Genomic DNA, 20,946 nt, shown 5'->3' with positions numbered 1-20,946 from the left:
GCTCCCGCAACCAGTGTCAGAAAACCCCAACCCAGCCCGTTCAGACTACTATTGATCCACTGGATCAATTGCTTAACGTCTTCACCTCGTCAGGCTCATAACCTGAAGGTCAGAGGTTCAAATCCTACGTCCGAAACCAGCCGAACAAACCCAACCGATTCAAAAAGACAGCCCATCGACCTGTTTAACCAAAGGTTCACAGTGTCAAACCTTTGGCGGCGGCCGGTGATGGCGATTGGGTACCCAACGCGTTTGAGCGAAGGGCAATATCCGATAGATGTATCGTTCTTGGCCCAAAGTGATTTTCTTGGGTTTCCAGAAAATGTCAAAGGTACCGTTTCAATGTGGCCCGGGCTCCGTTCTGCCAAATCTCGGAAAGCCAATCTGAAAATTCCTGAGCGAAACGTTCGTTCAATCCGACCTGACCGTACAAACCGGTTTTAACAATCCACGCCTTTGGGTCGTCTTTGGCGGCAATTGCCGCCCGTTGCAATTCGTCCCACAGGGGGTCGTTGGCTTGAATTTGGGTTCCGTTTTCCCGAGTGCCCGCGCACATTCGGCACCAGAATGCTTCGGCAAGGGCCAAACCCGAAATTGACGCACCTTCCCCAAGCGCGTCCAGAAGGGACGGCAACAGGAACTCGGGGTGGCGAGAGGATCCGTCAAAGGCAACGCGGCGCGTTGTGTCCTGGATGGTTGGGTTTGCAAAGCGGCGCCCGATCAGAGTCAGGTATTCAGTGGGGGTGAGGCCGGGGACCGGTTTGACATGGGGCACAATGCACTCTGACTGGACTTTCCGGAAAAAACCGGCAAGATCAGGATCTTTCATGCAATCTGCAATTGTCGGAACGCTTAATATCTCTCCGACATTGGCAAGCAATTGGTGGCCACCATTCAGGATTCTGAGCTTCATGGCCTCATAGGTATGAACGTCGTTTGTTATGGTAACACCGACCTCTTCCAATGGTGGTCGGCCTGCACAAAACGCGTCCTCAATGACCCATTGGCGAAACCGTTCGTGGGTGACCGGGGCTTTGTCATCGACCCCCAGATCGTGACACATTGAAATGACCTGATCCCGGGTGACCGGGACGATGCAATCCACCATCGAATCCGGAAAAGCGCCCTGTTGGTCGATCCAATCGGCAAGATCCGGGTCCGACAATTGGGCCAGCCCAATGACGCAGGACCTGAGTATTGCGCCATTGCCCTTGAGGTTGTCGCAACTCAGCGCGGTGAACGGGCGCGTCCCGGCGTCCCGGCGGTGTTTCAGGGCCGCGACGAGCGCTCCGAACACCGTCCGGGGTTGGTTTGGGTTCTGCGCGTCATGTTGGATATCGTCATGTATTGTGTCGAAATCGCCTGTATTAGGGTCTTGATAGTAACCGCCTTCCGTCACCGTCAGCGACACGATGCGGATCGCCGGATCCGACATCCGTCGGATCAGAGCACTGTTCCCCTCTTCAATTGGCACATAGTCGATCATCGGGGCGATGACCTCGGCCGAGATTCCCGAAGGGTCGAGCTCGATCAGGGTTGTCAGGCAATCCTGGGCCATCAGCTTTTCACGCATCTCGGCGTCATAGGTTCTTACGCCCGCGCCGATGATCGCCCAGTCATTCGCCCGGCCCATTTGCATCAGTTGATGGATGTACCAGGCCTGATGGGCCCGGTGGAAATTGCCCAAACCGATATGCACAATGCCCGGTGTTAGGTCTTCGGGCCTGTACCGAGGGGTTTTGACCTCGACCGGCAGATCTGCCAAGGCAGATCGGCGCAGTTTGATCGGCATATGTGTTTCCGAGCGCGGGTCCATCAGCTCATCCAGTTTCCGCCATCGACGTTGTAGGTTTGGGCCACGATGTATTCGGCCTCGTCCGAGGCCAGAAAGATTGCCATGCCGGTCAGATCCCCGGCGTGGCCCATGCGGCCATAGGGGACCGCCGCCGCAACCTCGCGCTTTTTCTGGCCGGGCGCTTTGCCTTCGTATCTGGCGAAGAAGGCATCGACACCGTCCCAATGTTCACCGTCCACCACCCCGGGGGCGATGGCGTTTACGTTGATTCCGTGTTGGATCAGGTTCAGCCCTGCGGATTGAGTCAGCGAGATCACCGCAGCCTTGCTGGCGCAATAGACGGCGACCAGGGATTCCCCGCGCCGTCCGGCTTGTGAGGCCATATTGATGATCCGGCCTTTGACGTTGTTTTTGATCATGTGCCGCGCCACCGCCTGCAGCGTGAACAGCGTGCCCGCCACGTTGATGTCAAAGACGCGCTGGTAGTCGGCGCGATCAATCTCGGTGATTGGGGCGGCGGTAAAGATGGCTGCGTTGTTGATCAGAATGTCGATAGGACCGAACCGGTCGGCGGTTTGGTCAATTGCGGTCTCAATACTGGCCTGATCGGTGACATCCATTTCCACTGCCATGGCCGCTGATCCAATCTGTGCGGCCGCATCTTTGGCGCGGACAATGTCGATATCGGCAATGGCAACCTGCGCGCCCTCGGCCACATAGGCCTGGGCAAAGGCCAGCCCGATCCCGCGGGCGGCCCCTGTAATCAGCGCGGTTTTGCCCTTCAGGCGCGTCATTCGATCCGCAGCCCCTGTTGATCAAACCGGTGAATGACGTCGGCGCGTGGGGTCAGGTGGATGCGATCCCCGTGGCGGAACCCGACCTCGCCATCCGCGCGGACGGTGATGGTTTCGGCCAGACCGGTTTCGTGGATGTGGAAGAACGTGTCGGACCCAAGATGTTCCGACACGCCGACAACGCCGGACCATGTGCCTTCGGTATCGGACACTGCGATGTGTTCCGGGCGAATGCCGATGGTCTGCGCGCCGTGTTTTGCGGCCTCGTCCCCTTCGATGAAATTCATCTTGGGTGAGCCGATGAAACCCGCGACGAACAGGTTGCGCGGGGTTCGATAGAGTTCCAGTGGAGAGCCGACCTGCTCGATAACGCCTGCTTGCAGCACGACGATCTTGTCCGCCATGGTCATAGCTTCGACCTGATCATGGGTTACGTAGATCATCGTGGTCGCAAGGCGCTCGTGCAATTCGCTAATCTCAAGCCGCATTCCCACACGCAACGCTGCGTCGAGGTTCGACAGCGGTTCATCGAATAGGAACGCCGCCGGTTCCCGCACAATCGCTCGACCGATCGCGACCCGCTGGCGCTGACCGCCGGACAACTGCCCGGGGCGGCGGTCCAGATAGTCGGTCAGGTTCAGAACGCCCGCCGCGCCTTCGACGCGCTTGTCGATCTCGGCCTGATCCAGCTTGGCCATGCGCAACGGGAACGCGATGTTCTTGCGCACGGTCATATGCGGGTAGAGCGCATAGGACTGGAACACCATCGCCAAGCCGCGCTTGGCTGGCGGTACATCGGTGGCGTCAGATCCGTCGATGTCGATGGAACCGCTGGTGATATCCTCCAGCCCCGCAATCAGGCGCAACAGAGTGGATTTACCGCACCCCGACGGGCCGACGAAGACGGTGAACTCGCCATCCTCGATGGTCAGGTCCAGCGGGGGAATGACCTGAACGTCGCCGAAGCTTTTGGTCACTGACTTGAGTTGGATACGTCCCATACGTCGTCTTCCTTATTTCACAGCGCCGAAAGTCAGGCCGCGGACAAGTTGTTTCTGGCTGAACCAGCCAAGGATCAGGATTGGTGCAATCGCCATGGTCGAGGCTGCGCTTAGCTTGGCAAAGAACAGACCCTCGGGGCTGGAATAGCTGGCGATGAAGGCGGTCAGAGGCGCGGCATCGACGGCGGTCAGGTTGAGGGTCCAGAATGCCTCGTTCCACGCCAGGATGAAGTTCAGCAACACGGTCGAGGCGATGCCGGGAATGGCCATGGGAGTCAGGACATAGAGGATTTCCTCTTTCAACGTTGCCCCGTCCATCCGCGCAGCTTCCAGAATCTCACCCGGAATTTCGCGGAAATAGGTATACAGCATCCAGACGATGATCGGCAGGTTGATCAACATCAGAACAACGACCAGCCCCCCGCGAGTATCCAGAAGACCCAGCCGGATGAACAGCAGGTAGATCGGATACAGAACGCCGACCGCAGGCAGCATCTTGGTGGACAGCATCCACAGCAGGATGTCCTTCGTGCGCTTGGACGGAACAAAGGCCATCGCCCACGCGGCGGGCACCGCAATGATCACGCCCAGAATGGTTGAACCCCCCGCGATGATGACCGAGTTCCACAGGAACCGCATGTAATCCGAGCGTTCCTGCACGATGGCATAGTTCTCCAGCGTCCAGTTGAAGTTCAGAAACAGGGGCGGGCTGGCAATTGCCTGCGCCTCGGTCTTGAAACTGGTCAGGATGGTCCACAGGATCGGGAAGAAGATCAGCAACCCAACAGCCCAGGCAAGGGCGGTGTTCAGTGTTTTACGGCGGGGTGTGACGGCGCGGGCCATGGTCTTACCTCCTCACGCGTCCAGGTTTTTGCCGACGATACGCATCAGGAAGATGGCAACGATATTGGCAAGGATGATGGCGTAGACACCTCCGGCTGATCCGAGGCCAACGTTCTGGCTTTCCAGCACGCGCTGGAAAATCAGGTAGGTGAGTGTGCGGGTGCCGAACGCGCCGCCGGTGGTCACGAAAATCTCGGCGAAGATCGACAGCAGAAAGATCGTCTGGATCAGGATCACGATGGTGATCGCGCGGCTGAGATGCGGCAGGACAATGTGGTAAAAGCGTTTCAGCACCGGCGCACCGTCCATTTCGGCCGCTTCCAGCTGCTCGCTGTCCAGCGACTGGATCGCGGTCAGCAGGATCAGCGTTGCAAAGGGCAGCCACTGCCATGAGACGATCATGATGATCGAGGTCATCGACGCCTCGGACAGCCATGAAATCGGCTCGGCCCCGAAAAAGCGCCACAGATGCGCCAGCAGGCCGTTCACCGGATCCATGAACATGTTCTTCCAGACCAAAGCGGACACGGTAGGCATCACAAAGAAGGGCGCGATCACCAGAATGCGGACAACGCCTTGCCCCCACATCGGCTGGTCCAACAGCATCGCCAGAAGAACACCCAGAATGACCGTGATCACCAACACGCCGCCGACAATCAAAAGCGTCGCCTGAACCGCAGGCCAGAAAGAACTGGAGGAAACGAACCGGATGTAGTTGTCGAACCCGACCCAGCCCAGATCACCACCGCGCAGGGGCAGGTATTTCTTGAAGGAGAAATACAGGGTCATCGTCAGAGGCACGAGCATCCAGCCAAGCAGCAGGACCACTGCGGGTGCCATCATCAGGCGGGCAACGGATCGGGAATGTTGGGTTGCCATGGCGCAAGACCTCTCTGTTCAGGCATAGGGCTAGCCTGCGAGAAAAACACGAGTTGTGAAAGTGGGGAGCGGGGGACAGGCACCTGTCCCCCACTGGGAGGGAGGCCTCAGTACCCTGCGGCTTCCATCTCTTCGGTGGTGAAGGCCTGCGCTTTGGCAAGGGCTTCGTCCACGGTTTGCTGACCGGCATAAACCGCCGAGAATTCCTGGCTGACCTGCGTGGCGATGCCTGCAAACTCAGGAATGGCGACAAACTGGATGCCGGTATAGGGCGTCGGCTGGGCACAGCAGTTCTGCGGATCCGCCGCAAGGATCGACTTCAGCGTCATCTGCGCGAAAGGGATATCCTTGTAGTTGTCGTTTTCATAAAGCGAGGTCCGCGCACCCGGAGGCACATTGGCCCAGCCTTCGTTCTCGGCCACCAGCTCGATATAGTCCTTCGAGGTCGCCCATTCGATGAACTGCTTCGCGGCGTCTTCCTGCTGGGTCCCAGCCGGAATGGCCAGTGCCCAGGCCCAGAGCCAGTTGGCGCGTTTGTCGACGCCTTCTGAATTTGGTGCCAGCGCAAAGCCGACCTTATCCGCCACGGTTGAATCGTTGGGGTTGGTCACGAATGACGCGGCGACGGTGGCATCAATCCACATCCCGCATTTGCCCTGCTGGAACAGCGACAGGTTTTCGTTGAAGCCGTTGGTGGCATATCCTGCCGGGCCGGATTCATTCATCATATCGACAAAGAATGTCAGCGCTTCTTTCCACTCGGGCTGATCGAACTGGGGCTTCCAGTTTTCATCGAACCAGCGCGCACCGAATGAGTTCCCGGTTACGGTGATAAAGGCACCGCCTTCACCCCAGCCCGCCTTGCCGCGCAGGCAGATTCCGTTGATGTCATTGTCCCGGTCCGTCATCGCCGCCGCAGCTTCGCGGATGAATTGCCAGGTGGGCGCTTCGGGCATGTCCAGACCGGCAGCCTCCATCAGGTCGGTGCGATACATGATCATCGAGCTTTCGCCATAAAACGGCGCGGCATAAAGCGTGCCGTCATTGCTCAGCCCGCCTGCCATGGCGGGCAGCAGGTCGCCCACATCGTAGTCATCGGACATGCCATCCAGCGGCACCAGCCAGCCATTTGCGCCCCAGATGGGCGTTTCGTACATGCCGATTGTCATGATGTCGAACTGGCCACCCTTGGTGGTGATGTCCGTGGTTACGCGCTGACGCAGCACGTTTTCTTCCAGCGTCACCCATTCCACATCAATGCCGGTCGCTTCGGTGAAATTGTCGGTGTAGCCCTGCATCCGGATCATGTCGCCATTGTTGACGGTGGCGATCGTTATGGTTTGCGCATGGGCCGCGGCCGTGGCGACGAAAGTCAGTGCAGTCGCCGCACGAAGTGCGTTCTTAAAATACATCCCTGTCCTCCCTGAGCTTGGATGTCATGCAGGAAGGGTAGTCGGTAAATTATCGCGGCGTCAATAAAAACTTTACGCGCGTTAAAGTTTGGCGATCACGCGGACTCCCGCAATACAAGCCGGGCCGGGAACAGGGTTTCCCTTCGGCTGTCAAATTTCCCCCCACTTTCAATGAGTTCGAACAGTGTTTCGACACTGCGTCCCGCGACATTGTCATAGTCATGCGCCGCCGTGGTCAAAGACGGGCAGGTGAATTTTGCAAAGGGATGATCGTCGTTCGAGGCGACTCTCAAGCTGCAATCGTCTTTGCGACCAACCCGAATCCCCTGCTCGTAACAGGCGGCAAGAAACCCGATTGCCAGGCGGTCATTGCTGCACAGAACCGAGTTTGTTTTCAGCGCGCTGTCGTCCAGAACCTTCAACGCGCCCCGATGCCCGATCTCTTCAAACGCCCAGCCTTCTCCGTCGATCCTGATCACATGGGGGTCGAACCCCAGGCGCTCCATCACCTCGACATAGGCCTTGCGCCGCTTGTTGGCGTTGGGGTTTGCGGGTGTCCGCATTTCGAAGAACGATGGCGGCTCGCCAGTGCGGGTCATGTATTCCACGGTCTGCGAGACAAAGCTGAAATTGTCTGATCCGATAAAGGCCGCACCCAGCCCCTCGATATTGCTGTCGAACAGAACCGTCGGCACGTTCTTGCAGAACTTTTCAATCGCCGACCGGTCCGAGTCGCGCCCCAAGGGCGCAAGCAGCACGCCCGCCGGTTTCAGCGAGCGCAGGCTGTCCAGAATCTCGACCTCAAGTTTCTGCTCGCCATGCGAGCTGAACAGCGAAGGCCGATAGCCTGCGGCGATGCAGCTTTGTTCCAGATAGCGTGCGATCTCGGCAAAGAACGGGTCGGCAAGGTAGGGGACCACGATGCCGATATTCTTGGTCAGTTTCCGGTTCTGATTGATCGCGAAGATATTGGGGCGGTAGTCGAACCTCTCTAATGCTTCCTCGATGCGGGCGCGGGTGGTCGGGCGGACGCTGTCAGGATCATGGAAGTACTTGGAAACGGTCGGCCGGGATATTCCGCTGAGGGCCGCGAATTCTTCCATATTCCTGATTTTGGTCATTCTACCCTGCCTGCACCCGGAGAGCTGTCTTGATTTGCGCTATCTTTACATAATCTTTGCGCGCGATAACAATCAAGGGTCAGGCAGCCGCGTTTATTCAGGCAAGGATCGCTTCGATCCGATCCAATGTCGCCTGATTCACCGCGACGCCCTGCTCGGCAGCGTTGCGGCGTTTCGCCTGACGGCCATCGCCGGGCAGATGTGCACCATCCTGCGCGCGGATGGCGTGGACCAGCGCTTCAATCCGGTCGGCAAACGCCCCACCGGAAGTTGCGCCCGGATCAATGGCCAGGAACATCTGGCCGGTGCGGGGCGGGCCGCCTGCGGTGCCCGAGAAAGGCGACGCGTCGATCCCCAGGGTCGCGCCGGTCATGGCGGCAGCCAGCACTTCGGTCAGCAGCGAAACTCCGACGCCTTTATACCCGCCCGACGGGGCCATCGAGCCTTTGAGCCCCACATCAGGGTCTGTTGTCGGATTTCCCTCGCTGTCCAGCGCCCAGCCTACGGGGATCGGTTTGCCTTCGCGCGCGTGTTTCATCACCTCGGATTTGGCGATTGTGCTGGCGGATTGGTCGATCAGCAAAGCGGGCTGCCCGTCTGGGCCGGGTGCAGCGACAGAGAACGGGTTGGTCCCGACTACTGGTTTCGCCCCGCCGGAAGGCGCAATTGACGCGGGCGCGTTGGTAAAGCCCAGTCCCAGCAGCCCGGCCTGTGCCAGCCGGTAGGTGTGATAGCCCAGAACCCCGCAATTATAGCTGTTCTTGATGGCAAGCGCGGCAATCCCGTGTTCCTTTGCCAAAGGGATCAGTTTTTCGAACCCTGCATCGATGGCGGAATGGGCAAAGCCGGTGGCCGCATCAACTGCGATCACGCTCGGGCGTGGCTGGTCCACAACCGGTGTGGCCTGCCCATCCACCTTGCCGCATTGCACATGCTCGCAATAGATCGGGATATAGGCCAACCCGTGGCTGGCAACGCCATCGGCTTCGGTTGCGGCGGTGGCAACAGCCAGGGGTCGGGCGTTGGCCTCGGACGTTCCAGCGGCCACCAATGCGTGCAGGGCCAGATCTTCGATTTCGGCCAGTGTCAGGGTCTTGGTTTGCATCATCAACTCACTCGGTCAGTCATTTTCAGTTGTCCCGGCACCTGCGCCGCGCGCGCGGCTTTCCTCGGTCGCCGGGGCATAGGTTCGATGGGCCAGCGCGTTCAGTGCCTGCCAATCGCGCGGCAGTGGCGCGGCGCGGGTTGCATGGGCGCGGGCTGTGGTCAAAACGCCGCCGCTTGCGATGGTTACGGTCTCGGACCGGTCAGGAAATCCCTGCGCCAACTCCAGTGACCTGCCATTTGTCACCGCCACCACGCCGCCGCATTTCACAGTGACACACGCTTTGATCAGGCGGGCGGCGTTGGCTGCAAAGGGCAGGATCATAAGCGGAGTGCTGACAGCGGGAATGGTGACGGTTTCGGTGGTCAGAACGCGCGCCCGATCCGACAGGGACACGCCCTTGATCAGTGTTTGCGCCCCGGTCTCCAGATCAGTGGTCAGAGCACCGACCCCGTCCAGACCCTGAGCGCACAACCAGCGGCAGGCCTTTGCCGCCTCGTCCGCCAGCCCCCAGGGTTGGCCCGCCCCACGGGTCGCCCGCTTGGCGATGGTTTCCACCTCATTCAACGACAGGGTCATGCGGACGGCTCGGGATAGACCCACAGGTCGGCATTGTCCGGCGTCAGATCGGGCGGATAAGGGGCCCCGGCATACATGACCACGCGCACCCACCGGTCCGAGCGGGGATCAAACCGGGTTACGCCAAAAAAGGACAGTTTGGCGCGCAGCATGTCAATCGGCACCACGTCGGCCCCGATCGTGTTCGAGCGGATCTCGCCATAGGGCGCTGAGCGTGTGATCTGGGCGCGCCGGACGCTTTGGCGATGTTCGGGGTGGTGGGCGAGGGTGTCTGCCACCGGGCTGTGCGGGTCCGCTGTTACAAGCACGGCCAACGCTGCCGTGGCATCACGGGCCGGGGCCAGCGGTTGTTCGTAGGCTTCTATCGGTTCCTCGAACCGTTCGCCTAACCTTGGTTCCAGCTTCTCTTCCGAGATATACCACGCCCTTGCGCAGTTCTCGGGCGCGGTCCAGTCCTGATCCAGCAAGGGGCCGAAATTCCGACGCAACAGGTTGGACACCTCAGCCACAGGCATGGACCCATCCAGCACAAAGGGCCCGCTGTGATCGGACATTGTGGTCGCCAGATCATCGACCAGATCGCCATGCGGCTCCAGAATCAAGGAGGCGACAAGCTCTTGCCCTTCAGCGCTGAGCGTTTGGTCCGTCCAAATCATGAGATTATTCCAAGGCGTCGCGCCCGACAGCCCTGTATCTTCCAAATAAGACCCAAGCGCGGCCAGATCGTCCGTCAGGTGCTGAAGCTTGACGATCTGGATCGGGTGTTCAGATCGCCATGTCGCCACAAGCTGTTCGCACCTGTTGACCAGATCGCGAAACAGGTCGATCTGTTCAGGCGAGGCGGGCAGGTCGCGCACCCGCGCAATGGCGGTTTCGCGGGCCACAATCCAATTGTTCAGCAAAACCGGATGGTTGACCAGATAGGGGGCCATGCCCAGCCCGGTCGAATTGCCGATGCCGATCTGCCGCGCAAGACCTTCGTCCAAACGCGCGGCCCTGTCGCCGCCGCGCACCTGTGCCATATGCTCGACCAGATCGCGTACGAACCAGCGGGTCAGGTAGACCGACAGCATCTCGGCCTGAAACGGCGACTGCATCTCGGGCCGGTTGGCAATCACCTCGCGGTCGGCGGCCCCCAGCTTGCCCGAGCCGTAAACAGCGGTAGTGCGCATCAGATACCCGACCGCCTCAAGCTGGTTCGCATCCGGCTGGCGGCCATTGGACAGGCAGTCCACCACATGTTCCCACAACCGGACCGAGCGGTTGGCGCGGCTGACCGAAATCTCACGTTCAGTGACCCGGCCCGCTTCTTGCAGGGGCACGTTTTGCGACAGGCGCTCGATGTCATGGGGCTCGGGCACGCCGTCAAACAGGGTGAATGTCGTGTCCCATGCGGTCGCAATCACCCGGTCCGAGCGCATGTGGTCCGGCAAATCATGGGCGAATGCCACCAGCGAATAGGCGCGTTCCGGCCCTTGCGCGGTATAAACGGCGTGGCCGACGCCCTGTTCGTCGATCTCAAAAACCGGGCGTGAGAATTCCCAGCTTTCCCGAGCCATCCGGCGGGTCAGCTGCCGCATAAAGCTGAGCCGGCATTGATGCAGCGACCCCAGCCGTTCCAGGGTCATGATCTTCTCGGGTGGGCGCAGCTCAGCCATCTGACTGCCCGTGCGGCGTGAAATTGTCAGCGAAGAAACGGTACCAATTGCCGCCCATAACGGCGGCGACATCCGCGTCATTCATGCCGGTTGCGCGCAGGCCGGATTCGATGTTGCCAAAGTCGCGGTTGTCCCGGAACCAGTCAGGCATGGGCGGAAATCCCGGCGCGGCAGCCGAGCCTTCGCCATAGTCGATCTCTTTGCTCCACCGTCCCACGCGCATCCATTCCACAATGCTGTCGGGCTGATCCTGACACAAATCGGTGCCGATCCCCAAATGGTCGATGCCGAACTTGTCCGCCGTGCGCGCGATCATCTCGCAAAACTCCTGCAGCGAGCAGCCCGAGCCGCCCTTTAGGTGATGAGGGTAGATCGAAAAGCCTAACATGCCGCCATTTTCTGTCACTGCACGGATGACATCGTCGCGCTTGTTGCGCAAAGCCGGATGCCAGTCGTGGGGGTTGGCATGGGTGATGGCGATGGGGCGGGCGGAATGATCGGCGGCTTCGATGGTCGAGCGATCCCCGGAATGGCTCATGTCGATCACCAGCCCCACGCGGTTCATCTCGCGCACGACCTGCTTGCCCATGCGGGTGAGGCCGGTGTCTTCGGCCTCATAACAGCCGGTCGCCAGAAGCGATTGGTTGTTATAGGTCAGCTGCATGAACCGCGCGCCGAGCGTGTGTACGATTTCCACCAGGCCAATATCGTCTTCGATGGGTGAGGGGTTCTGGAAACCGAAGAACACCGCCGTGCGCCCGGTTGCACGGGCGCGGTCGATATCTGCGGCGGTCAGCCCCTTCATGATCAGATCCGGATATTGCTCGAACCAGCGGTTCCAGCGTTCGAAGTTCAGGACCGTTTCGCGAAAACTCTCATGATAGGCGATGGTGACGTGGATCGCATCGACCCCGCCTTCGCGAAGCTGCCGAAAGATCTTTTCGGACCAGTTGGCATATTGCAGCCCGTCGATTCGCATCAGACCGGGCCTGCGCTGATATAGGCTGTTTTGACCGTTGTGTAGAACTCGGCTGCGGCCTTGCCCTGTTCACGCGGCCCGTAGGAACTGTCGCCGCGCCCGCCAAAGGGTACGTGATAGTCGGTGCCCGCCGTGGGCAGGTTCACCGTGACCACACCGGTGCGCGCATTGCGGCGGAAATGCGTGGCGCGAGCCAGCGAGCGGGTCACGATGCCCGAGGTCAGGCCGAAATTCGTATCGTTGACCACATTCAGCGCCTCGTCATAGCTGCCGACCTTGATGACGCTGGTCAGGGGGGCGAACATCTCTTCACGGTTTATCGCCATGTCATTGGTGGTGTTCAGGAACACGCCCGGCGACATGTAGAACCCGTCATGCGGCATATCCAGACGGGCACCGCCACAGGCCAGTTCGGCCCCTTCGGATTTGCCCAGATCGACATAGGCCAGATTTTCGTTCAACTGCTGCTGGCTGACGACGGGCCCCATCTGCACGCCTTCTTCCAGCGCGTGACCAACCTTCATCGCTTGCGCGCCAGCAACCAATTTCTCGACAAAGGCGTCGTGGATGTTTGCGTGGACGACCAGCCGGGATGAGGCAGTGCATTTCTGTCCGGTGCCACCAAAGGCCCCGCCCAGTGCCAGCGTGACGGCCAGATCCAGATCGGCATCGTCCATAACCGCCAGCGCGTTCTTGGACCCCATCTCCATCTGCACTTTGGTCAGGTTCTGGATTGCAGCGGCGGCGATCCCCTTGCCCACGGGAACCGAGCCGGTGAAGGAAATCGCGTCGATCAGCGGGCTTTCCACCAGACGCTGACCAATCGTGCCGCCCGAACCCATGATCAGGCTGAACAGACCTTTGGGGATATCCTGCCGCGCGATGATCTCGGTCAGTGCGACCGCCGATGCCGGGGTCACATTCGCCGGTTTCCATACGACCGCGTTGCCATAGCACAGCGCAGGCGCGATCTTCCACGAGGCGGTCGCGGTCGGGAAGTTCCACGGGCTGATGATCGCCACGGTGCCCAAGGGCTCGCGACGTACGTCAATCTCGATATCTGGGCGCACAGAGTCGGCGTTTTCGCCGATCTGGCGCAGGCATTCGGCGGCGTAATAGGTGAAAAACTGACCGGCGCGATAGACCTCGCCCTTGCCCTCAGCCAGGGGTTTGCCTTCTTCGCGGCTCAGCAACGTGCCCAGTTCTTCTGCGCGGGACATCATTTCGGTGCCGATGGCGTTCAGCACGGCTTGCTTCCGCTCCAGCCCATAGGCCGCCCATTCGGCCTGAGCCGCGCGGGCGCGGGTCAGGGTGGCGTCCAACTGATCCGATGTCGCCTGAGCGTACACACCGATCAGGTCGGTTACATCCGACGGGTTGCGGTTTTCAATCTCGGTATCACCCGCCAGCCATTCGCCAGCGATAAGGTTCTTGTGGGTCACGGAAAGCCTCGGGAAGGGTTTGAGCAAGGTTGCGGGATGATGGACATGGGGCGACACATCAGTCAAACTCAAATTTCTTGAGGAAACTTCAGGAAAATTGAAACATGGCGATCAAGATCGAGATGTTGCGATGCTTCTGCACGGTGGCGGAAACGGGCAATCTGGCGGATGCGGCAGACCGGCTGGGCCGTACGCAATCTGCGGTTTCCATGACGCTGAAACAGCTTGAGGCGCATCTGGGCCGCCCCTTGTTTGTCGGAGAGCGCAAAAACCGCCTGACGGATTTGGGTGCCCATGTGCTTCAACTGGGCCAAAGCCAGTTGCGTCAGTTCGATTCGACGCTGGAAACCATCGACATGCTGACCCGCGCGCCGCAAGGCCTGCTGCGGATTGCGGCAGTACCGTCGATGGCGGCATTGGTCTTTCCGCCCCTCGTGCGTCATTTCACCGACCACCATCCGGGGGTGAAGATCGAGCTGCGGGACACCGATACCGAGCAGGTTCTGGACGCCATCGGGCAGGGCTGGGCGGATATCGGGATCGCCTCGTCCCGAAGGCCGGTGAAAGGCACCAAAGTTGCGCCGCTGTTTCAGGACCCGTTCGGGTTGGTGATGTCGGATCATCACCCGCTGGCCTCGGTCTCTGGACCGATCACCATCAGTGACGTGTTTCGCAGCCCGTTTCTGCGCAATGCGCTGTGCGATCAGATACAGTCGCGGCGCATTCAGGACCATCTGGCCAGAATCGATGTCACCGTTCACAACACCCATTCCCTGCTGGCCATGGTCAGCACCGGCAGCTGGGGCACGCTGTTGCCTCAGGCCGCGACTCGGCTTGTCTCATCCGATCTAAAGTTCCGAAAAATCGTTGATCTGCCGGAAACGCGCGAGGTCTTTTTGTACCAGTCCGAAACCACCGCCTGGCCGATGCTGGCGGACGAGGCCGCCGGGGTAATCCGGTCGTCCAGCGCCAAAACATGATTCTTAATGAGATTATTTGTTTTGCCGCGTGAAAATTGACCTGTGTCAAATTCGGTAAGTTTGAAAACTGTTAGCACGGCTGATACGTTTGACATTGTCCAGGACACGGTCGCCAGCACATGAGCCAGATGACCACAAGACGCGCGTTTCTCAGCGCACGCGCACTTCGCGAGGATAAGGACGCGATTCGTCCTCCGGGTGCGGTGGAATCTGGTTTTGTGGATGCCTGTTCCGCATGCGGGGATTGCATAACCGCTTGCCCCGAAGGGATTTTGTCAAAGGACGCCGATGGATACCCGATCCTTGAACTGAGTGCCGGTGCCTGTACCTTTTGTGCAGGCTGCGCCGAGGTCTGCGAAACCGATGCGCTGCAGGTTGATCGCGTGCCTGACTGGCCATGGCGCGCCGCCGTACAGGCGACCACGTGCTTGTCGATGAAGGGCATCAGTTGCCGTGTGTGTCAGGACAGTTGCGATGCGCGTGCGATCCGTTTCCAGTTACAACTGGGCGGGCGTGCGGAACCCGTTCTGGATCAGGACAGTTGCATCGGCTGCGCCGCCTGCGCCTCGGCCTGCCCGGTTGGCGCGGTCGCGCTTGAACGCCCTCAAACACCCAAACCAGAGGTCATCCAATGAACATTTGCGGTTGCCTTGTTCACGTGGCTGCGGATCGAACCGCATCAGCCCGTGCAACCATGACCGAAACCGATGGCGTCGAGGTTCATGCCGAAGCCGAAGATGGCCGTTTCGTTGTTGTCGTCGAAGATACGTCCGACCGATTGGCATCCGAGACGATCATGGATCTGCATCAGATCCCCGGCGTGATTTCACTGACGCTGACCTATCACCATTTCGAAGATCTGGCGGAATCCCCGCCCCAACCCAATGCCCCAAGCCAACCGACCAGCAGGAGGCTCGTCCAATGACTGTTTCTGAATCCCGTCGTACATTCCTCAAGGCATCTGCTGCTGCCGCCACCGCTTCGGCCGCCGGTATCCCGATGGCTGCCGGTCAGGCGAATGCACAGGCCGATGCGCCCGACATCCGCTGGGACAAGGCAGCCTGCCGGTTCTGCGGCACCGGCTGCTCGGTTCTGGTGGGCACCAAGGATGGCCGCGTGGTCGCAACCCAGGGCGACCCGGACGCACCGGTCAACCGGGGCCTGAACTGCATCAAGGGCTATTTCCTGTCCAAGATCATGTACGGTCAGGACCGCCTGACCACGCCGCTGCTGCGCAAGACCAATGGCGAATACGACAAGAATGGCGAGTTCGAGCCGGTCAGCTGGGACGAAGCTTTTGACGTGATGGCCGCCAAGTGGAAAGAGGCCCTGGCCAAGAAAGGCCCGACCAGCGTGGGCATGTTCGGCTCGGGACAGTGGACGGTTTGGGAAGGCTATGCCGCTTCGAAACTGATGAAAGCTGGCTTCCGGTCGAACAATATCGACCCCAATGCGCGGCACTGTATGGCCTCGGCCGTGGTGGGCTTCATGCGCACCTTCGGCATTGACGAGCCGATGGGCTGCTATGACGACCTCGAACACGCGGATACGTTTGTTCTGTGGGGCTCGAACATGGCCGAGATGCACCCGATCCTGTGGTCGCGCCTGACCGACACGCGCCTGACCAAGCCGGGCTGCGAAGTGCATGTGCTGTCGACCTTCGAACATCGCTCGTTCGAGCTGGCCGACAATGGCATCGTGTTCGAACCGCAGACCGATCTGGCGATCCTGAACTATATCGCCAACTACATCATCCAGACCGGCGCAGTGAACGAAGAGTTCGTCAAGAACCACGTCAACATCACCAAGACCGCAACCGATATCGGTTACGGCCTGCGCGACAACAACCCGCTACAGCAAGAGGCTGAGAACCCGAACTCGGGCAAGCTCGAGCCGATCAGCTTTGAGGAATATGCCAAGGCAGTCGAGCCTTACACGCTGGAATACACCGCCGAACTGTCCGGCGTTCCGGCCGACAAGCTGGAGAAACTGGCCAAGCAATATGCCGACCCGAACCGCAAGGTCATGAGCCTTTGGACCATGGGCTTCAACCAGCATACCCGCGGGTCCTGGGTGAACTCGCTGATGTATAACGTCCACCTGCTGGTGGGTAAGATTTCGGAACCCGGCAACTCGCCCTTCTCGCTGACAGGTCAGCCCTCGGCATGCGGGACAGCGCGCGAGGTTGGTACCTTTGCCCACCGTCTGCCCGCTGACATGGTGGTGGCAAATGATGAGCACCGGAAAATCTGTGAAACCGCGTGGAATATCCCTGAAGGAACCATTCCGCCCAAGCCCGGTTTCCACGCGGTTCTGCAGCACCGCAAACTCAAGGATGGCGACCTGAACGCCTATTGGGTGCAGTGCAACAACAACATGCAGGCCGCGCCGAATATCAACGAGGAAGGTTATCCCGGTTACCGCAACCCGGAAAACTTCATCACCGTGTCCGATCCCTATCCGACGGTCACTGCCGTATCCGCCGACCTGATCCTGCCCACCGCCATGTGGGTTGAAAAGGAAGGTGCCTATGGCAACGCCGAACGCCGCACCCAGTTCTGGCGGCAGCAGGTGAAAGCGCCGGGTGAGGCGAAATCGGACCTGTGGCAGTTGATGGAATTCTCCAAACGCTTCACCGTCGAAGAGGTCTGGGGCGAGGAACTGCTGGCCAAGATGCCTGAACATCGCGGCAAGACCATGTTCGACGTGCTTTACGCAAACGGACAGGTCGATAAGTTCCCGCTGTCCGAAACCGCCGAAGGTTTCGACAATGACGATGCGGAACATTTCGGGTTCTACGTTCAGAAAGGTCTGTTCGAAGAATATGCCGAGTTTGGGCGCGGACATGCGCACGATCTGGCCCCGTTCGAGATGTACCATCAGGCGCGCGGCATGCGCTGGCCGGTCGTGGACGGCAAGGAAACGCTGTATCGCTTCCGCGAAGGCTATGACCCTTATGTGTCCGAAGGTGCGGGCGTCGAATTCTATGGTCACAAGGATGGCAAGGCCAAGATCATCTTTGCGCCGTTCGAACCCGCTGCAGAGGTGCCGGATGAAGAATATGATCTGTGGCTGTCCACCGGTCGGGTTCTGGAGCACTGGCACTCGGGTTCGATGACCCGCCGTGTGCCGGAACTGCACCGCGCCTATCCGAATGCGGTCGTCTACATGCACCCCGAAGACGCGCGGGATCGTGGTCTGCGGCGCGGGCAGGAAATCGTGCTGTCCACTCGCCGTGGCGAGGTCACAAGCCGGGTCGAGACCCGTGGCCGCAACAAGGTGCCGCGTGGTCTGGTCTTCATGCCCTGGTTTGACGAGCATCAGTTGACCAACAAGCTGACGCTGGACGCGACCTGCCCGCTGTCGAAAGAGACCGACTTCAAGAAATGCGCCTGTAAGGTCGAGCGCGCGTAACCGGCAAGGATCGCAAAGGTCGTCCCCATGTATCCCCTTGTCGACACACCCCTTTCGCCGCAGCGGCGCCGGTTCCTGCAGGACTCGGCGCGGGCGGCGGGCGGCTGCGCAGTCGCCGGGCTCGGGCTGGCGTGGCTGGCCCGCGATGCCCGTGCCCTGCCGGCCGAGGCATTGCGCCCGCCCGGTGCGCTGCCGGAAAAGGAGTTTCTGTCGGCCTGCATTCGCTGTGGGCTCTGCGTGCGGGATTGTCCTTACGATACGTTGAAACTGGCTGAGTTAGGATCTGATGCTGCGGCAACGGGCACACCCTATTTCACTGCCCGTGATGTGCCCTGTGAAATGTGCGACGACATTCCGTGCGTCGCGGCCTGTCCGACAGGGGCGCTGGATCCGGGTCTGCAAAACATCGACGACGCCGAAATGGGCGTTGCGGTGCTGGTCGATCAGGAGAACTGCCTGAACTTCCTCGGCCTGCGCTGCGATGTCTGCTATAGGGTCTGCCCCGTCATTGACGAGGCGATCACACTGGAAACCGCGCATAACACCCGCTCGGGCCACCATGCGCTGTTCATTCCAACGGTTCACGCTGACCGCTGCACCGGCTGCGGTGTGTGTGAGAAAAGCTGCGTTCTTCCCGATGCGGCGATCAAGGTCCTGCCCACCCGACTGGCGCGCGGCAGCAGCGCGGATCACTACCGCAAAGGCTGGGAAGAGAAAGAGGCCAGGGGCGCCCCCTTGGTCGAGGGTCTGATCGATCTGCCCGATCGCCTGCCGGGACCGGGGATCGACAATCTGGCTACACCCGGCGGGTTCGAGCCCGGATACGCTCTGCCGGGGGCAGGGCAATGAGCGCGCGCACCCATATGCCTGTCGGGCGTGAGGCCATCGAGGCCAAGGGCTGGATCGGCGCACATAAGTTCCTGCTGTTGCGCCGTAGCAGCCAGCTGTTGTTTCTGGCGCTGTTCCTTCTGGGGCCATGGTTCGGCATCTGGATCGTTCAGGGCACGTTGGCCGGGTCGCTGACCCTTGGCGTCTTGCCGCTGACCGACCCGTTTGTTCTGATGCAGAGCCTGATTGCAGGCCATTGGCCCGAATTGACGGCCCTGATCGGCGGGGTAATCGTGCTGGTCGCCTATGCGCTGATCGGAGGCAGGGTCTATTGTTCCTGGGTGTGTCCCATCAACCCTGTGACCGACGCGGCCAACTGGCTGCACCGCAAGCTGGACCTGCCCAAAGGCTGGCAACCCAAACGCGGAACCCGCCTGTGGGTGCTGGCCACGGTCCTGATCGTCTCGGGGCTGGGCGGTGTGATTGCGTGGGAACTGGTGAACCCGATCACCATGCTGCATCGCGGATTGATCTTTGGCATGGGCTTTGTCTGGGCCATGGTTGCGGCCATCTTCGTCTTTGACCTTTTCGTTTCGCGCCATGGCTGGTGTGGGCACCTGTGTCCGGTTGGTGCGTTCTACGGCCTGATCGGAACCAAAAGCCTGCTGCGGGTCAGCGCCCACAACCGCGTTGCCTGTGACGATTGCATGGATTGCTATGCGGTCTGCCCCGAAAATCAGGTGATCTCGCCCGCTCTCAAGGGCAAACCGGGATCCAGCCCGCTGATCCTGTCGCCCGACTGTACCAATTGCGGCCGCTGCATAGATGTCTGCGCGGTCGACGTCTTCAACTTTACTCACCGGTTCGACGACCACGTCACCAAACCCATCCGTCCAGTTGCCGCGCCAGAGACGCGCGCCGCCAGACTTCATTAAGGGAGTGCCAAGATGAAAATATCAATCGTGACAGGTGGAATTGCCCTGATCCCCGTCCTGCTCCTGAGTGGGTTTGCCCTTGCGCAGTCAGCCCAGGTGGAAACGCTGCGGGGTGCGGATGTGGATGAGCTGATCCCGCTTGATCAGATCCACAAGAATGTCGAAGGGCGCATGCAGCGCAACTATCGCCAGCAACCGCCGCTGATCCCGCATTCGATCGAACAGTACCAGATCGACATCCGCACCAATCAGTGCCTGTCCTGCCATGACTGGACCAAAGCGGGTGAGCGTAACGCGCCGACCCTGTCGATGACCCACTATCTGGATCGCGAAGGGCGCGAGTTGGATCAGATCGCGGGCACCCGGTATTTCTGCAACCAGTGCCACGTGCCGCAGGCGGATGCTCCGCCGCTGGTCGAAAACGTGTTTCAGCCGTCCTCGGGCAACTAATCCAACCCACAAGAAAATAAAGGAGCACCAATATGGCAGCATCTCCTGAAAAACGCGGTTGGATCCGCCGCCTCTGGTCCTGGATCTGGACCCCGGCTGTGGCCTTCAGTTCCGGGTTCCTGATTCTGGCGGGTTTTCTGGCCGGTATCCTGTTCTGGGGTGGGTTCCACTGGACACTGGAACTGACCAATACCGAGGAATTCTGCGTCTCGTGCCACACGATGGAAACCAACCTGGGCGAATATCGCGAGACCATCCACTATAACAACCACTCCGGCGTGCGGGCGATTTGTTCCGACTGCCACGTTCCGCATGAATGGAACCACAAGATCAAGGCCAAGATCATGGCCGTGAAGGATGTCTATCACGAGTTGGCCGGGACCATCAGCACGCCTGAGAAATACGAAGATCACCGTCTGTCCATGGCCTCGGCGGTCTGGAAGAAGATGAAGGCGTCGGACAGCCGCGAGTGCCGGAACTGCCACAACTTCGACTATATGGACTTCACCATTCAGGAAACCCGCGCCGCATCCGAGCATCAGCGCGCCATCGACAACAACATGACCTGCATCGACTGCCATCAGGGCATCGCGCACAGCCTGCCGCCCAACTACCTTGAGACCTACGAGGATGTAACGGCCGAACTGGAAGGCAAAGCACCGTTGCAGCAGCACGCAACCGCCGACAGCGACGAAATCCGGTCATTCCTGTCCACGCGGACCGATTGAGAA

At 60.1% G+C, this 20,946-nt stretch carries 20 protein-coding genes; 8 read left to right on the top strand and 12 right to left on the bottom strand.

Annotated features, from left to right (window positions below):
* Positions 1-325: 325 nt before the first annotated feature.
* The 12 genes from ACR0AC_RS18210 to ACR0AC_RS18155 form a co-directional block, all read right to left on the bottom strand.
* Positions 326-1,816, bottom strand: a complete 1,491-nt coding sequence (locus tag ACR0AC_RS18210; protein WP_480875308.1) for a mannitol dehydrogenase family protein — start codon at positions 1,814-1,816, stop codon at positions 326-328.
* Positions 1,816-2,589, bottom strand: coding sequence for an L-iditol 2-dehydrogenase (locus ACR0AC_RS18205; protein ID WP_480875306.1), 774 nt, complete (start codon positions 2,587-2,589; stop codon positions 1,816-1,818). The genes ACR0AC_RS18210 and ACR0AC_RS18205 overlap by 1 nt, the downstream gene beginning before the upstream one ends.
* Positions 2,586-3,590, bottom strand: coding sequence for an ABC transporter ATP-binding protein (locus ACR0AC_RS18200; RefSeq protein ID WP_170455971.1), 1,005 nt, complete (start codon positions 3,588-3,590; stop codon positions 2,586-2,588). Before ACR0AC_RS18200 ends, ACR0AC_RS18205 begins: the two co-directional genes overlap by 4 nt.
* Before the next feature lie 12 nt (positions 3,591-3,602).
* Positions 3,603-4,433: a carbohydrate ABC transporter permease gene (locus ACR0AC_RS18195; RefSeq protein ID WP_170455969.1), complete on the bottom strand. Its 831-nt coding sequence runs from the start codon at positions 4,431-4,433 to the stop codon at positions 3,603-3,605.
* 12 nt (positions 4,434-4,445) lie between these two features.
* Entirely contained in the window at positions 4,446-5,312 is an 867-nt protein-coding gene (locus ACR0AC_RS18190) for a carbohydrate ABC transporter permease (protein WP_170455967.1), read from the bottom strand.
* Positions 5,313-5,419: 107 nt separating this feature from the next.
* Positions 5,420-6,724 carry an ABC transporter substrate-binding protein gene (locus tag ACR0AC_RS18185; RefSeq protein ID WP_480875302.1) on the bottom strand — a complete coding sequence of 435 codons (1,305 nt, stop codon included), beginning with the start codon at positions 6,722-6,724 and terminating at the stop codon, positions 5,420-5,422.
* 95 nt (positions 6,725-6,819) lie between these two features.
* Positions 6,820-7,845 carry a LacI family DNA-binding transcriptional regulator gene (locus ACR0AC_RS18180; RefSeq protein ID WP_170524121.1) on the bottom strand — a complete coding sequence of 342 codons (1,026 nt, stop codon included), beginning with the start codon at positions 7,843-7,845 and terminating at the stop codon, positions 6,820-6,822.
* A 97-nt stretch (positions 7,846-7,942) separates the two neighbouring features.
* Complete coding sequence (locus ACR0AC_RS18175) at positions 7,943-8,953, bottom strand: Ldh family oxidoreductase (protein WP_480875299.1); 1,011 nt, start codon at positions 8,951-8,953, stop codon at positions 7,943-7,945.
* A gap of 12 nt (positions 8,954-8,965) precedes the next feature.
* Positions 8,966-9,529, bottom strand: a complete 564-nt coding sequence (locus ACR0AC_RS18170) for a DUF3726 domain-containing protein (protein ID WP_480875297.1) — start codon at positions 9,527-9,529, stop codon at positions 8,966-8,968.
* Positions 9,526-11,187: a hypothetical protein gene (locus tag ACR0AC_RS18165; protein ID WP_480875294.1), complete on the bottom strand. Its 1,662-nt coding sequence runs from the start codon at positions 11,185-11,187 to the stop codon at positions 9,526-9,528. Before ACR0AC_RS18165 ends, ACR0AC_RS18170 begins: the two co-directional genes overlap by 4 nt.
* Positions 11,180-12,166 carry a membrane dipeptidase gene (locus tag ACR0AC_RS18160; RefSeq protein WP_480875291.1) on the bottom strand — a complete coding sequence of 329 codons (987 nt, stop codon included), beginning with the start codon at positions 12,164-12,166 and terminating at the stop codon, positions 11,180-11,182. Before ACR0AC_RS18160 ends, ACR0AC_RS18165 begins: the two co-directional genes overlap by 8 nt.
* Positions 12,166-13,608 (bottom strand): aldehyde dehydrogenase family protein, encoded by a 1,443-nt coding sequence (locus ACR0AC_RS18155; protein WP_480875288.1) that lies wholly within the window; start codon positions 13,606-13,608, stop codon positions 12,166-12,168. The genes ACR0AC_RS18160 and ACR0AC_RS18155 overlap by 1 nt, the downstream gene beginning before the upstream one ends.
* A gap of 104 nt (positions 13,609-13,712) precedes the next feature.
* Here ACR0AC_RS18155 and ACR0AC_RS18150 point away from each other — a divergent pair, with 104 nt between their 5' ends.
* The 8 genes from ACR0AC_RS18150 (at position 13,713) to ACR0AC_RS18115 (ending at position 20,943) form a co-directional block, all read left to right on the top strand.
* Positions 13,713-14,588, top strand: coding sequence for a LysR family transcriptional regulator (locus tag ACR0AC_RS18150; protein ID WP_170634592.1), 876 nt, complete (start codon positions 13,713-13,715; stop codon positions 14,586-14,588).
* A gap of 119 nt (positions 14,589-14,707) precedes the next feature.
* Complete coding sequence (gene napF, locus ACR0AC_RS18145) at positions 14,708-15,223, top strand: ferredoxin-type protein NapF (RefSeq protein WP_480875285.1); 516 nt, start codon at positions 14,708-14,710, stop codon at positions 15,221-15,223.
* The gene (locus ACR0AC_RS18140; RefSeq protein WP_170455944.1) at positions 15,220-15,513 is read left to right on the top strand and encodes a chaperone NapD; all 294 of its coding nucleotides are present in this window, start codon (positions 15,220-15,222) and stop codon (positions 15,511-15,513) included. Before napF ends, ACR0AC_RS18140 begins: the two co-directional genes overlap by 4 nt.
* On the top strand, positions 15,510-18,002 hold the full coding sequence (gene napA / locus ACR0AC_RS18135; protein WP_170524143.1) for a nitrate reductase catalytic subunit NapA: 2,493 nt from the start codon (positions 15,510-15,512) through the stop codon (positions 18,000-18,002). The genes ACR0AC_RS18140 and napA overlap by 4 nt, the downstream gene beginning before the upstream one ends.
* Before the next feature lie 27 nt (positions 18,003-18,029).
* Positions 18,030-18,851, top strand: coding sequence for a ferredoxin-type protein NapG (napG, locus tag ACR0AC_RS18130; protein ID WP_170455940.1), 822 nt, complete (start codon positions 18,030-18,032; stop codon positions 18,849-18,851).
* Positions 18,848-19,765, top strand: a complete 918-nt coding sequence (gene napH, locus ACR0AC_RS18125) for a quinol dehydrogenase ferredoxin subunit NapH (RefSeq protein WP_170455938.1) — start codon at positions 18,848-18,850, stop codon at positions 19,763-19,765. The genes napG and napH overlap by 4 nt, the downstream gene beginning before the upstream one ends.
* A 12-nt stretch (positions 19,766-19,777) precedes the next feature.
* Positions 19,778-20,215 (top strand): nitrate reductase cytochrome c-type subunit, encoded by a 438-nt coding sequence (locus tag ACR0AC_RS18120; RefSeq protein ID WP_170455936.1) that lies wholly within the window; start codon positions 19,778-19,780, stop codon positions 20,213-20,215.
* A gap of 32 nt (positions 20,216-20,247) precedes the next feature.
* Entirely contained in the window at positions 20,248-20,943 is a 696-nt protein-coding gene (locus tag ACR0AC_RS18115) for a NapC/NirT family cytochrome c (RefSeq protein WP_170455934.1), read from the top strand.
* The last annotated feature ends 3 nt before the right edge of the window (positions 20,944-20,946 follow it).

It is taken from the genome of Ruegeria sp. H7 (assembly GCF_056532945.1).
This window is presented reverse-complemented; position numbering and strand designations above follow the sequence as displayed.

Excerpts from the sequence above, each read along its gene's own strand:
- ACR0AC_RS18210 (WP_480875308.1), bottom strand. The coding sequence starts at position 1,816 with ATGGACCCGCGCTCGGAAACACATATGCCGATCAAACTGCGCCGATCT.
- ACR0AC_RS18205 (WP_480875306.1), bottom strand. The coding sequence starts at position 2,589 with ATGACGCGCCTGAAGGGCAAAACCGCGCTGATTACAGGGGCCGCCCGC.
- ACR0AC_RS18200 (WP_170455971.1), bottom strand. The coding sequence starts at position 3,590 with ATGGGACGTATCCAACTCAAGTCAGTGACCAAAAGCTTCGGCGACGTT.
- ACR0AC_RS18195 (WP_170455969.1), bottom strand. The coding sequence starts at position 4,433 with ATGGCCCGCGCCGTCACACCCCGCCGTAAAACACTGAACACCGCCCTT.
- ACR0AC_RS18190 (WP_170455967.1), bottom strand. The coding sequence starts at position 5,312 with ATGGCAACCCAACATTCCCGATCCGTTGCCCGCCTGATGATGGCACCC.
- ACR0AC_RS18185 (WP_480875302.1), bottom strand. The coding sequence starts at position 6,724 with ATGTATTTTAAGAACGCACTTCGTGCGGCGACTGCACTGACTTTCGTC.
- ACR0AC_RS18180 (WP_170524121.1), bottom strand. The coding sequence starts at position 7,845 with ATGACCAAAATCAGGAATATGGAAGAATTCGCGGCCCTCAGCGGAATA.
- ACR0AC_RS18175 (WP_480875299.1), bottom strand. The coding sequence starts at position 8,953 with ATGATGCAAACCAAGACCCTGACACTGGCCGAAATCGAAGATCTGGCC.
- ACR0AC_RS18170 (WP_480875297.1), bottom strand. The coding sequence starts at position 9,529 with ATGACCCTGTCGTTGAATGAGGTGGAAACCATCGCCAAGCGGGCGACC.
- ACR0AC_RS18165 (WP_480875294.1), bottom strand. The coding sequence starts at position 11,187 with ATGGCTGAGCTGCGCCCACCCGAGAAGATCATGACCCTGGAACGGCTG.
- ACR0AC_RS18160 (WP_480875291.1), bottom strand. The coding sequence starts at position 12,166 with ATGCGAATCGACGGGCTGCAATATGCCAACTGGTCCGAAAAGATCTTT.
- ACR0AC_RS18150 (WP_170634592.1), top strand. The coding sequence starts at position 13,713 with ATGGCGATCAAGATCGAGATGTTGCGATGCTTCTGCACGGTGGCGGAA.
- napF (WP_480875285.1), top strand. The coding sequence starts at position 14,708 with ATGAGCCAGATGACCACAAGACGCGCGTTTCTCAGCGCACGCGCACTT.
- ACR0AC_RS18140 (WP_170455944.1), top strand. The coding sequence starts at position 15,220 with ATGAACATTTGCGGTTGCCTTGTTCACGTGGCTGCGGATCGAACCGCA.
- napA (WP_170524143.1), top strand. The coding sequence starts at position 15,510 with ATGACTGTTTCTGAATCCCGTCGTACATTCCTCAAGGCATCTGCTGCT.
- napG (WP_170455940.1), top strand. The coding sequence starts at position 18,030 with ATGTATCCCCTTGTCGACACACCCCTTTCGCCGCAGCGGCGCCGGTTC.
- napH (WP_170455938.1), top strand. The coding sequence starts at position 18,848 with ATGAGCGCGCGCACCCATATGCCTGTCGGGCGTGAGGCCATCGAGGCC.
- ACR0AC_RS18120 (WP_170455936.1), top strand. The coding sequence starts at position 19,778 with ATGAAAATATCAATCGTGACAGGTGGAATTGCCCTGATCCCCGTCCTG.
- ACR0AC_RS18115 (WP_170455934.1), top strand. The coding sequence starts at position 20,248 with ATGGCAGCATCTCCTGAAAAACGCGGTTGGATCCGCCGCCTCTGGTCC.